The sequence below is a fragment of the Pseudomonadota bacterium genome (assembly GCA_041395565.1).
Taxonomy (GTDB): domain Bacteria; phylum Pseudomonadota; class Gammaproteobacteria; order UBA9214; family UBA9214; genus UBA9214.
Genome location: JAWLAI010000009.1, coordinates 122,408 through 135,153, shown reverse-complemented (window position 1 = coordinate 135,153; position 12,746 = coordinate 122,408). Strand labels below are relative to the sequence as shown.

Sequence of the window (12,746 nt, the reverse complement as noted above, 5' to 3'; positions counted from 1 at the left end):
CGTGCATGCTGACCGCCCGCATTCGGTGCGGGTCGCAGCGCAGCCTCGGGTGCCGGCAGTACGGCAGGTTGCTGCGCGGTGTCGGCCCGACCCGCGGGCGCGTAGCCGCAGGCACCTTAGCCGTAGCGCGTCCTGAATCGGCGCTACCCCGTGCACTATGCACACTGGATGGGACTAACCACATGATACCTCTGTCAGTACCCTGCATCACGGGCAATGAGTGGGAGTATGTGAAAACGTGTCTGGATAGCGGATGGGTGTCGACTGCCGGCAGCTTTGTCAGCCGGTTCGAAGAGGATTTCAGGCGTTATACGGGTGCCGGGCATGCCATAGCCTGCATGAACGGTACCGCTGCGCTGCATGTGGCGCTTGGTCTGGTGGGTGTGACCGCGGGGGACGAAGTACTGGTCCCGACACTCACCTTTATCGCTTCCGTGAATGCCATCAGCTACCTGGGTGCCAGCCCGGTATTCATGGACTGCGACGAGTTCTATAACATCGATGTCGACAGCACACGTGAGTTCCTGGAGGACGAGACGGAGCTCAGGGAAGGCGTCTGCTACAACCGCCGCAGCGGACGCCGCATCGCCGCACTGGTGCCGGTGCATGTCTTCGGTAATGCCGCCCGGGTGCAGGAGCTCGTGCCGCTGTGCCGCGAACGTGGTATCCGGATCGTCGAGGATGCCGCCGAGAGCCTCGGCACCGTCTACAGCGACGGCAGGCATACCGGAACTATCGGGGATGTCGGTTGTTTTTCCTTCAACGGCAACAAGATTCTGACCACCGGCGGTGGCGGCATGATCGTCACCGACAATGCAGCTTACGCGGAACGAGCCCGTTACCTGACGACCCAGGCCAAGGACGACGAGCTGCATTATGTGCACAACGAGGTCGGTTACAATTACCGCCTGACCAATCTGCAGGCGGCACTGGGCGTGGCGCAGCTCGAGCAGTTGCCGCGGTTCCTGGAAATCAAGCGCAGCAATTTCGAAGCATATCGTACGGGCTGCGCCGGGATAGCAGGTCTCAGTATTGCCGCTGTCCCCCCCTATGCCGATAACAACTGCTGGATGTATGCATTGCGCATCGACCGGGACCGCTACGGGCGCACGCCCGAACAGGTCATCCAGGCGCTCGGGCAGCAGCAGATCCAGACGCGACCAGTCTGGTATCTCAATCACCTGCAGCGGCCCTATCGCGGTTGCCAGGCCTATCGCGTAGAGCGTGCGCTGTCCCTGTACGCACAGACCATAAACCTGCCCTGCAGTACCAGCCTGACGCCTGCCGACGTCGATACCGTTCTCAGAGCCCTGGCGCAATGAAGGATATCGTGGTCGTCGGCGGCGGCGGGCACGCCAGGGTGGTGATCAGCCTTATCAGAAAGCTGGCCGGCTACCGGCTGCTCGGCTTCACGGACACGGCGCCGCGGCCGGACATCCTGTCGGTGCCGTACCTGGGCGACGACGGGGTGCTCGAATCCCTGTTGCGGGAGCATGCGACCTGCTGCGCGGCGTTGGGGCTGGGGAACACGGGCATTTCCGACCTGCGGGTAAAGAAAGCCACGGCACTAGTCGAAATGGGATTCGAGCTGCCGGTTCTGGTGTCGCCGGCCGCCCTTGTCAACGAGGATGTCCGGTTCGGGGCCGGGACGGTGGTCTGCGACGCGGCCGTCGTCGTGACCGGCGCCCGGATCGGTATGGCCTGTATTCTCAATACCGGCTGCACGGTCGACCACGACTGTCATGTCGGCGACGGGGCCCATCTCGCGCCGGGGGTGGTCCTGTGCGGGGACGTACAGGTCGGTGAACTCGCCATGATCGGTGCTGGCGCGGTGCTGAAACAGGGAGTCAGGGTGGCCGCGCGTTGTCTGGTTGGTGCCGGGGCGACGGTGACGGACGATCTGCCGGAGGCGGGCGTGTACATCGGTACGCCGGCCAGGCAGCGGTCATGATCCAGGCAGGCCCGGTCACGGCAGGGCTGCGTGCCAGATCGTCAGTTAACCGCCAATGATCACTCTGTGCCAGCCACGCCGGCATCGAATGCCGCTCGCGCGAACGGCTGGACCCGGCAGTCGCGCTTGCGGCGGCTGTCATCACCGGGCCGCATAAAATTTAGCAACAGCCTGCAACCGCCGGCGGCAGACGGCACCGGTGCAGGGGTACGGACGAGATCGTGATAAGTAGCATGAACATGGCCAGGCTTGCTGTCATACCCGCGCGCGGCGGCTCCAAACGGGTGCCGCGCAAGAATGTCCGGGATATGCTCGGCCGACCGCTCATTGCCTATACCATCGAGGCCGCGCTGGCATCCGATCTGTTCGAGCGGATTGTGGTCAGCACCGACAGCCCGGAAATAGCGGCGGTGGCGCAGTCGGCGGGTGCGGAGGTGCCGTTCCTGCGCGACGCGAATCTGGCCGATGATGTGACACCGGTGTCAGCTGTCACGGTGGACATCCTGCAACGCCTGGACCCGGACGCAAGCCGCTATGCGCAGGTCTGCCAGCTGATGCCGAACTGTCCGTTGCGCGATGCGCGTGATATCGCGGACAGTCACCGGCAGTTTCAGGCGACCGCTGCGGCATCGCAGATCTCGGTGGTGCGGTATGGCTGGCAGAATCCCTGGTGGGCAATGCAGCGCGGCGATAACTACCAACTCGAGCCGTTGTTCCCCGACGCGCTGCGCGCGCGCAGCCAGGATCTACCAGAACTTTACTGCCCGACCGGTGCCGTATGGTGGGCGCAGGCCGAGGTGTTACGCAGGGAGGGCGGTTATCATATCGCCGGCCGCACTGGCTGGGAGATCAGCTGGCAACACGGAATGGATATCGACACCGAAGAGGACTGGGCGATGGCCATGCTGCTGATCCGCTTGGAACAGGCACGGGATGCCGGCTAGCGGCAGACTGGAGATGACGGTGTCGTTGTCAGACTGTATATGATGGGTGCCCCGGAAAACCTTATTGTTTGTACCACCGTGTATCCCGGTTCGGAACCGTTCCTGCGTGACTGGTATGTCTCATTGCAGCGCCAGACCGATTCCGCCTATGCGCTCTGGATCGCGTTGGACGGGTTGACTGCAGAGCAGGTATGCGATTGTTTCGGGGATACGCCGGACGCCACCTGGGTTGCTGCGCACGCGGGTGATACTCCGGCAGCGATCCGGCAACAGGTGTTATCGCAGGCAGTGACGGCAAGCGACGGTATCGTGCTGGTGGACAGTGATGACATCCTGCACCCGCAACGGGTGGCCGACGCCCGCAGGGGACTGATGCAGCATGATCTGGTCGCGTGTGCGCTGCGGCTGGTAGACCAGCACGGCCGGGACCTGGGCAGGAAGCTGAGTCTTGCATCGGGTGCGGACCCGGCCCGGGTGTTGCCGCGCCATAATATTTTCGGACTCTCCAACACGGCCTGGCGCAGCACGCTGCTGCAACGCTGTCTCCCGGTGCCGGCCGAGGTCGAGATCGTCGACTGGTATCTAGCAACCCGCGCGTGGTTGATTGGCGCACGGTTGGCGTTCGAGCCCTCGATCGGCATGGATTACCGCCAGCATGCCTCCAACATGGTGCGGGTCTGTGCGCCGTTCAACCGGGACCAGGTCATGCGCGATGCGGAGCGGGTGCGCCGACATTTCCGGCTGCTGCATGGTGCGGTGCCGGCGGACGCGCTTGGTGCGCGCCTTGCCGAGCTGAATGCGGTGGCAGACGAGGTGGAACGGTTCGCGGCATGGGCCGTGGCTGCACCCGGCTTGCTGGACAGGTACATACAGGAACTCAATGCGCTGGACCCGGCGCCAGTCTGGTGGTCCAGCGTTGCTCATCCATCTTACAGACAGCTGTGGTCAGCTTAAGGGACATATTATGAAACCGGTAATCCTCGGAACACACGAAGTCGGGCCTGGACGTCCGCCCTATGTCATCGCCGAAATCGGCTCCAACCATAACGGCGATATGGATCTCTGCCGCCGGCTGATCGATGCGGCGGCCGATGCGGGTGCCCATGCGGTAAAGTTCCAGTCCTGGACAGACAAGTCGCTGATCGCGCGGGAGGAGTACAACCGCAACACCGAGTACTCTGATAAGAAGAAGCACTTCGGCTCGCTTGAGGATATGGTGCGTGCGTACCAGTTCACGGAAGCCCAGCACCGCGAGGCGCTGGAGTACTGCCGCAAGCGCAACGTCGTGTTCTGTTCGAGCCCTTTTTCCGAGGAGGAGACAGACCTGCTGGAACAGCTCGGTGTGCCCTTTTTCAAGATCGCGTCCATGGATATCAACAACCTGCCGTTTCTGCGCTATGTGGCCCGCAAGCAGCGCCCCATGATCCTCTCCACCGGTATGGCAACGCTGGCGGAAATCGAACAGGCGGTCGAGACGGTGCGGGGGGAGGGTAACGACGCCATCGTGCTGTTGCACTGCATCTCCATCTACCCGCCGGAGATCAGCACCATCAACCTGCGTAACATCCCCATGCTCGAGCAGGTGTTCGATATGCCGGTCGGGTTCAGCGACCACTCCCTCGGTACGGCCATACCGCTGGCGGCCGTGGCCCTGGGTGCCTGCCTGATCGAGAAGCACTTCACCATCGACAAGGACATGCCGGGCTGGGATCACGCCATTTCCGCAGATCCCGAGGAGATGCATGTCATCACCGCCGAGGGCCGCAACATATTCGATGCCCTGGGCAGCAGTGCCCGCATCGTGTCACCTGCCGAGCAGGCAAAGCGCGGTAAGTTCCGGCGCAGCCTGGTGGCGCGCGCAGACTTGCCGGCGGGACACGTGCTGACCGACGCCGACCTGACGGCCAAGCGTCCCGGAACCGGCATTGCACCGTCAGAACAGCAGTACGTGGTTGGCCGCAAGCTGGCCAACGCTGTTGCGGAAGACCAGGTCCTGTCCTGGGGCGATCTGGTCTGACTGCGGCAGGTCCTGGAAATCGAATAGCGGAGGGAGCGAACGATGCCCAGCACGGTATACGTCGTCCATTGTATTGATACCGAAGGTCCGTTGCACGAGTCGGTGACGGCGACATTCGAGCGGCTGAAAGCGATTTTCAACCTGGAGCTCGAGCCCGGTGCCGCACTGTTGCGCCGACTGCAGGCAGGCGAGGTTGATCTGGGCGGTATCGAGGCCGCCGTGCAGAAGGTGGTCGATCCGCATTTGCTTGCGTACAACGATACCTGGGACAAGGTGGATGCGATGCTGACCCGCATCATGTCGACCGGCTTCCGGCAGCAGCAGCCCGACTCATCCGGAGGCGGCTGGGTCTACAGCTGGTTCTGCCTCGATCACATCGGCTATGGTGACAACCCGCGGCGGCGCGATCTGGGCTATCTGAACGTCTTCGACCACTACCAGGCCATGCTGCGCGAAACGGGGTCGCATCAGGACGGGGTCTATTTCCACTTCCATCCGCACAATTTCCGGCACGAGGCCCATCGCTGCGCCACGCACTGGTGGGCCGCTTCCGATACCCTGTTCCAGGTACTGAGCCGGCGCGTGATCGAGCGGCGCTGGTTCCCGGCGGCAAACCGTCCCGGCTTCCACGTGATCCGTCCCGACAGTCACTGGTTCCTGGAACAGTTCATTCCGTTCGACTATTCCAGCCAGGCGATGGTGCAGACGGCGGAGGATACCGCCCAGTTCGGACTCCGGGGCGGCCGCTTCGGCGACTGGCGACGGGCGCCGGTCAGCTGGGCACCCTATCATCCGGCGGCGGATGACTACCAGGTGCCGGGTGACTGCCGGCGCTGGATCGCCCGCTGTCTCAACGTGGGCACGCGTTTCCGTCTGATCACAGAAGCGGATGTCCGGCAGGCCTTCGAGGAAGCGCGTGCGGGCGGGCCGGTAGTACTGTCCGTGACCAATCATGATTTCCGCGACATGGCGCCGGATGTCGACGAGGTGAGAGGCCTGCTGCACAAGGTCGCAGCCGACTATCCCGATGTGCCGTTCCGGTATGCCGACGCGGTCGCAGCCATGCGCGGCGCACTCGCGCTGCCGCCGCAACCACCCTGTGAGCTGGATATCAGCATCAATGCCGTCGATGCGCATACCCACGTGATGGTGGTCGAGTCGGCAACGCCGACCTTCGGTCCGCAGCCCTGGCTGGCGCTGAAGACGCTCGCCGGAACCTATCACCACGACAACTTCGATATCGATATCCCGTTCCACCGCTGGCAGTACGTGTTCGACGCCGAGACCGTGCCACTGGCGGCGCTGAGCGCGGTCGGCGTGGCCGCGAACAATGCCTATGGCACCACCACGGTGGCGGTGCTCGATCCTGCCAGCGGCGAGGTTGCCAGACAGCACTGGAACCTGCCGGTTTCACCCTGAGTCGATGGCTATGGAAAGGCATGGGATGCAACAACTGGATGCCCTGATAATCGCACCGGAGCTGCCGCTGGGCGAGGCATTGCGCAGGCTCGATCTGGCCGGTAGCGGCGCGCTGGTGTTGTGCGATGCAAGCCGCAAGGTGGTCGGTCTGCTGACCGACGGCGACATCCGCCGCGCGCTGCTGCGCGGTGTCACGCAGGATGCTCCCAGTAGCGAGGTCGCCAACTCTGGTCCGATCCTGGGGCGGCCAGGCCTGAGCGGCCACGATGCCCTGCACCTGATGGTGCAGCGCGGTATCGATCAGCTGCCGATCGTCGATGACGGCGGCATACTCCAGGATGTCCTGCTGCGCAAGAATCTCGTCGCAGACGAGAGCCTGCGGATCGGTTCGGCGGAACGGCTCGGGCAGGTAATCATCCAGCCGGACAGGACCGTCGCGGATGCAATCGCGCAACTCGATCGAGCCGGAACCGGTGCGTTGGTGGTTTGCGCGACGGGCCGGCGGCTCGATGCGCTCCTGACCGACGGTGATGTCAGGCGCGCCTTCCTGCGCGGTATGCCCCTGGATACGCCATGCGTGGACATTGCCAAGCGCGATCCCTTCACGGTCCGTCATCCCCTGTCCAGCAGCGAAGCCTTGCGGATAATGACGGAGCGCGACATCAACCAGCTGCCAGTGGTAGACGAAGACGGAAATCTCTACGATTTTCTGCTGCGACGCGATCTTGCAGAGGACAATTCGCTGGAGCTGTCGGCAGTGATCATGGCCGGCGGTTTCGGCAAGCGGCTGCTGCCGTTGACCGAGCAGACACCGAAGCCGATGCTGCCGGTCGGCAATCAGCCCTTGCTCGAACGGACCATCAACCGGCTGCGCGATTCCGGTGTCAGGGACATCAACCTGACCACGCATCATCTGCCCGAGAATATCAGGCAGCATTTCGGCGATGGCGGTAAATTCGGCGTCAATCTCAACTACGCCCACGAGGAGCATCCGCTCGGTACGGCTGGCGGCTTGCGCCTGCTGCCGCGTCCGAATCAGCCATTTGTCGTGCTCAACGGGGATATCCTCACCGGTGTATCCTTCGCGGAAATGCTGTCTTTCCACAAGCAGCATCAGGCCATGTTGACGGTGGGCGTGCGCAAGTACGAGGTCGATGTGCCATTCGGTGTGGTCGAGAGCGAGAATATGCATGTGATCGGGCTGCAGGAAAAACCGTCGTTCACGTTTTTCATCAACGCGGGGATTTACCTGCTGGAGCCCGAGGCCTACGACCTGATTCCTGAGCGCGAGCGATTCGATATGCCCGACCTGATACACCTGCTGCTGCGCAACAAGCAGGTGGTCGTCAGTTTCCCGATCATAGAATACTGGCTGGATATAGGCAGGCACGAGGACTACCAGCGCGCACAGGAGGACTGCAAGAGCGGCAAGTTTTGAATCTGCCGGTCCAGGTGCATAGATGACAGAACGCGTGATCGATCCCGGAAATCCCGGCCAGGGCATGCATGACCTGGCGCGGGAGCTGTTCCCAATCTGTCGCAGCATCACCGGTGACGGTGTGCGCCAGACGCTGCAGCTGATTCAGCGCTATATCCCCTTGCAGATGTTCGAGGTTCCCAGCGGTACACAGGTGTTCGACTGGACCGTGCCGAGGGAATGGTCGATCCGGGATGCCTACATCGAAGATCCCCGCGGGCAGAAGATCGTCGACTTCAAGGCGAACAATCTGCATGTCGTGAGTTATTCAACGCCGGTCGATACCGTGCTCCCGCGCGCGGCGCTGGAACAGCATCTGTATTCGTTGCCAGACCAGCCGGAAGCCATCCCGTATATCACTTCATATTACAAGGAACGCTGGGGTTTCTGCCTGTCGCACCGCCAGCGGCAACAGCTGCAGGACGGCGACTACCATGTTGTTGTCGATTCGTCGCTGACGGCTGGCTCGCTCACCTACGGCGAGCTGCTCATCCCCGGTGCGGAACGCCGGGAGGTGTTTCTTTCTACCTATGTCTGCCATCCGTCGATGGCCAATAACGAACTATCCGGGCCCGTCGTGGCAACGGCGCTGGCGCAGTGGCTGCGCAGCCGCCCGCGCCGACTGAGTTACCGTATCATATTCATACCGGAGACCATCGGCGCCCTGACCTATCTGAGCCGGAACCTGGCATACCTGCAGCGCCATGTCATCGCCGGGTTCAACCTGACCTGCATGGGCGATGAGCGGGCATACTCCTACCTGCCTTCCCGTGCCGGCGACACGCTCGCGGATCGGGCCGCGCAGTGCATCCTGAACGAGCAGCATCCCGGGTACTGCCGCTATACCTATCTGGATAGGGGTAGCGATGAGCGGCAGTACTGCAGTCCCGGTGTTGACCTGCCGGTCGCCTCGGTCATGCGCTCCAAGTATCGCGAATATCCGGAATACCATACCTCGCTCGACAATCTGGAGCTGGTCACCCCGGCCGGGCTGGCGGGCGGCTACGCGGTGCTGCGCGATTGCCTGGAATTGCTGGAACGGAACAGTGTGTACCGTGCCACCTGCCTGGGAGAGCCGCAACTTGGCAAATACGGATTGTACCCGTCAACGGGTACCAGGGATTCGCACCGTCAGGTGAGTGATATGCTCAATGTGCTGGCCTATGCAGATGGCACCAGGGATTTGCTCGATATGAGCACAGTCACCGGGATACCGGTCAGCCGATTGTACCCCGTTGTCGACAGGCTCTTGCAGGCTGGATTGCTGGCCGAGGTGCCGCCGGGGGATGCTGGCTAAACCAGCCGCCGTGTCCGCATGAGGCTAACACGACGACTGTTCTTGCTGCAGGCCGCGGTGCTGGCGCCGGCCGCATACTATCTGGGCGTTTACCGCAGACCCCAGGCACAACCCGTACGCGCGTCAGTGCCGGCGACGTTCGCCCAGGTCGGAGCGATTCAAGCACTGGGGAACGGCCGCTGGATCCGCTGTTTCCAGGCAGCCGACGCTACGCTGTATCTGCACGGTGGGCTGGCAAGTCATGACGGCGGCCGTACCGTGCAACCACAGCAGGCGATCGATGTCGAGGCGATCAATGCGACGCCGGAGCGTGCCGTGCTCGCGACACCGGACATGTTTTACGCTGTCGGTGGCAGGGCGGAGCCGCTCTCGCCGGGCCGTTACCGGTTACGGGCCTGGCGTTCGACCGACGGTCTGCGTACCCTGGCGGAGGAACAGGCGCAGCTCGAGATCCCCGCGGGCTCACCGGCACCGGAAGAGGACGCGTGGTACGGATTGTATGTCCACCGCAACATCCTCGTAATGCCGGACGGATCCTGGCTGCTGACCATGTATGGCAATTTCAGTGTGGACCGTCAGGAGCCCCCGGATCGCTCGTCCCGGCATGAAGTGAAGTACATGATGCGCAGCTTCGTGCTCACGTCGTCCGATGCGGGCCGGAACTGGCGATTCCTGGCGACGGTCGCGGCCCCGCGGCCGGATGATCCCATCGGCGAAGGGTTCGTCGAACCGACCATGACGCGGCTGGACGATGGCAGACTGTTATGCATCATGCGCACAGGGCATCACTATCCCCTGTATGCGAGCTGGAGCAGCGACCACGGTCGTAGTTGGACATCCCCGGTTTATACGGGTCTGGACCGCGGCTGCAGTCCGTGTGTGATCACGCTCGGTGACGGGCGTGTGGCGCTGGGTTGGGGCCGGCGCTATCCGGAAGCCTGGTCGCGGCTGGACGAGGCCGGCGACGTCGCGCGGTTCGAATACCCGGGGCACGGGCAGGTTTGCCTGGCCTTGAGCAGTGACGGTGGAACCAGCTGGATGAATCAGGTGACCGCGACTGGTGTCGGATCCTGCTATCCGACCATCATCGAGGTGGAGCCGGGCGTGATATTCACGCAGGTCGACCAGTGGATATGGCGCATCACCCTGGCAAGGCAGGAGACATAGGCAGCCCGTGAACGTATTACTGATCAACGATTCCAGCAGCAACCCGAACTGGGGCGACCGCGCGGCCGCACTGGCACTCAAGCGGATGATCCGGGAGCGGGGCGGCACGATCACGGCTATCATCACGGAAGACGAGCTGCGCGAAAGCTGCTTCTTCCGCCCGTGCGAGGAAGGGCGGGAGCAGCAGGCGACCGGGCGCAGTCTGCAGGACTGGTTACGCCTGTTGCTGCCGCCGGTGGTATTCAAACTGCGCGACAAGTTCCATTACTACACCGGGACCGGGCGCTATGCCCGCGGTACGGGAGGACCGATTCCGCTCACCGTCGATACCTTTGAGGAACAGGCGGAACAGTTCATGCAGAACCGTGCTGACTACGGTGCGCTGCACGCCGCCATCGCGGCGGCCGATGTGCTGATCATTCACGGCGACGGCTGCATGGTCGGAAACGGTATCCTGCCCCGGTCCGAGTTGTTTCTCGCCTATCTGGCCAGGATGCGGTTCGGCAAGCCGGTGCTGCTGATAAACCATACTGCAGACTTCAGTCATCCCGAGCTGGACCGGATGGCGGCGCTGGTCTATCCCCAGCTCGACGATGTCACCTACCGTGACCAGATCTCGGCGGAACTGTGCCGTGACCGCTGGGCCGGGCGTTATGCGCCCGACACCGCGTTCCTGTTCGAGCCGGCGGAGCGTGCGGCGTGGTCGGCGCTGGCGCAGCGGCCGACTTATTTCGATATCTGGCCTGATACCGCGGCCTTCGATCCGGCGCGTCCTTACATCTGTATCGGCGGCACCTCCGGCTTTTCGTTCGATGGCCAGCCGACCGCGATCATCGATGACGTGACGGCCCTCGTGCGCCACCTGCAATCGAGCTACCCGGGACAGATCGTCTTGACTGCCTCCGACAGAATCGATGAAGTCATCTTCCGGCCCGTGGCCCGCAGACTGGGGCTGCCGTTGATCGGCCTGACCATACCCGTACAGCAGGCCATCGACATCGTCGGCAATGCCCAGGCATACGTGGGCGGCCGCTGGCATGTCGCGATATTCGCACTGCGTGGCGGTACGCCGGTCATACCGCTGTCATCCAAAACGTTCAAGATACAGGCGCTGATGTCAATGGCAGGTCTGCAGGATACGGCCATCGACGCCTATGACCTGTCCGGCGCAAGCGAGCGCATCGGCCGGGAACTCGTGCGGTTGATCGGGCAGGGCGACGAATTGCGCGCCCGGCTGCGCGCCTGGGCGCGGCAGCAGGCGGAAAATTGCTGGGACAACCTGGCCTACCTCGACAAGCTCACGGCGACGGATGGTGTGCAGCTCGCGCAGGACCGGCGCCGGTCCGGGGTGGAGGGATGAACTGTTTCCTGCTGTCCGCGCCCTATCAGGTGCTGAGCGCGCTTGAGGCCATCCATCACCTGCATCTGGATGACAATCATTTGTACATCGTCGATACCGGGCACTTCACCCGTGCGCAATTCGACAGCGTGATCGAACCGGAGCGGTGGGCATCCGTCAGCTTCCACGATTTTCGCTACATTATGCCCGACAAGGATTACGGGGCGCATCCGCCGAAAAATCTCAAGGAACGGCTGGAAGAGCTGTGGCTGGTATTCGACCAGGCCGTGAAGCGGCAACGCGCGAACCGCATGGCGCGTGCCATCGGTCCCGTGGACAACCTGGTGGTCGGCAATTACCGGAGAGCATACGACCGGCACATGCGCCATCTCGTCAACAGGCTGGAATTCAGCAAGCTCTACGTGCTGGACGTGGGCACCGATACGCTGCGCATCAACCGGGACCGGCACCTCGACAAGGCGGGCGATGCAGGCGCTGCCGTATCGCTACCGCCGGCCAGTGTGCTCCAGCTGTTCAAGCGCTGGATCCGAAGCCGGCTGGTCGATTGGGACACACGGGGTGTCGATGCGCTGATCTTTTTCACGACTTACGAACTGGACCTCGCCCCGGGTGATGCCACCATTCGGAACGACTATGCCTATCTCAAGTCGGTGGTCGCGGATGCGCACCCTTCGGACAAGGTGCTGTTCATCGGTCAGCCGCTGGTGGATCAGAGCTATCTTTCGCGCGCGGACTTTGCCGGATTGATGGGGCGAGTCAAAACCTTCTTTGCTGGGCATGAGCTCGTCTACGTCATGCATCCGCGCGAATCGGCATCACAGTTGCAGGTGATCCGCGAGCTCGGCATTCCGATTGAATGCTTCACGGCGCCATTCGAGTATGCCGTCTCCTTCAGCGGTGAGCGGCCGCGCGGCATTGCGACGTTCTTCTCATCCGCCATCGAGAACAGTGCGACCATTTTCGGCGATGCCCTGAAGCTGTGGGCGTTTCGCCTGCCGAATTCACTGCTGCTGAAGGATCAGGACAATATCAGCAAGGTTTATGCCCAGTTCGCTGCCAGGCGTACTACGCCGATCGAGGTGGTCGATGTGCTGGAACGATAGACGGAGGGTGT

At 62.8% G+C, this 12,746-nt stretch carries 11 protein-coding genes; all 11 read left to right on the top strand.

Annotation, left to right across the window (positions count from 1 at the left end; genetic code table 11):
- Positions 1 to 182: 182 nt before the first annotated feature.
- The 11 genes from R3F42_14945 to R3F42_14895 all read left to right on the top strand — a co-directional run bounded on the left by R3F42_14945 (position 183) and on the right by R3F42_14895 (position 12,735).
- Positions 183 to 1,322, top strand: coding sequence for a LegC family aminotransferase (locus tag R3F42_14945; protein MEZ5543317.1), 1,140 nt, complete (start codon positions 183 to 185; stop codon positions 1,320 to 1,322).
- Positions 1,319 to 1,951, top strand: coding sequence for an acetyltransferase (locus tag R3F42_14940; GenBank protein ID MEZ5543316.1), 633 nt, complete (start codon positions 1,319 to 1,321; stop codon positions 1,949 to 1,951). Before R3F42_14945 ends, R3F42_14940 begins: the two co-directional genes overlap by 4 nt.
- A gap of 221 nt (positions 1,952 to 2,172) precedes the next feature.
- Positions 2,173 to 2,895 carry an acylneuraminate cytidylyltransferase family protein gene (locus R3F42_14935; GenBank protein ID MEZ5543315.1) on the top strand — a complete coding sequence of 241 codons (723 nt, stop codon included), beginning with the start codon at positions 2,173 to 2,175 and terminating at the stop codon, positions 2,893 to 2,895.
- Between the two features lie 39 nt (positions 2,896 to 2,934).
- The gene (locus R3F42_14930) at positions 2,935 to 3,849 is read left to right on the top strand and encodes a hypothetical protein (GenBank protein ID MEZ5543314.1); all 915 of its coding nucleotides are present in this window, start codon (positions 2,935 to 2,937) and stop codon (positions 3,847 to 3,849) included.
- A 10-nt stretch (positions 3,850 to 3,859) separates the two neighbouring features.
- Complete coding sequence (locus R3F42_14925; GenBank protein ID MEZ5543313.1) at positions 3,860 to 4,912, top strand: N-acetylneuraminate synthase family protein; 1,053 nt, start codon at positions 3,860 to 3,862, stop codon at positions 4,910 to 4,912.
- 42 nt (positions 4,913 to 4,954) lie between these two features.
- Positions 4,955 to 6,331: a hypothetical protein gene (locus tag R3F42_14920; protein ID MEZ5543312.1), complete on the top strand. Its 1,377-nt coding sequence runs from the start codon at positions 4,955 to 4,957 to the stop codon at positions 6,329 to 6,331.
- Between the two features lie 25 nt (positions 6,332 to 6,356).
- Complete coding sequence (locus R3F42_14915) at positions 6,357 to 7,769, top strand: nucleotidyltransferase family protein (protein ID MEZ5543311.1); 1,413 nt, start codon at positions 6,357 to 6,359, stop codon at positions 7,767 to 7,769.
- A 22-nt stretch (positions 7,770 to 7,791) separates the two neighbouring features.
- Positions 7,792 to 9,105, top strand: a complete 1,314-nt coding sequence (locus R3F42_14910) for a DUF4910 domain-containing protein (protein ID MEZ5543310.1) — start codon at positions 7,792 to 7,794, stop codon at positions 9,103 to 9,105.
- Between the two features lie 18 nt (positions 9,106 to 9,123).
- Positions 9,124 to 10,272: a sialidase family protein gene (locus R3F42_14905; protein MEZ5543309.1), complete on the top strand. Its 1,149-nt coding sequence runs from the start codon at positions 9,124 to 9,126 to the stop codon at positions 10,270 to 10,272.
- 7 nt (positions 10,273 to 10,279) lie between these two features.
- Positions 10,280 to 11,632: a polysaccharide pyruvyl transferase family protein gene (locus R3F42_14900; protein MEZ5543308.1), complete on the top strand. Its 1,353-nt coding sequence runs from the start codon at positions 10,280 to 10,282 to the stop codon at positions 11,630 to 11,632.
- On the top strand, positions 11,629 to 12,735 hold the full coding sequence (locus tag R3F42_14895; GenBank protein MEZ5543307.1) for a hypothetical protein: 1,107 nt from the start codon (positions 11,629 to 11,631) through the stop codon (positions 12,733 to 12,735). The genes R3F42_14900 and R3F42_14895 overlap by 4 nt, the downstream gene beginning before the upstream one ends.
- Positions 12,736 to 12,746 lie beyond the last annotated feature (11 nt).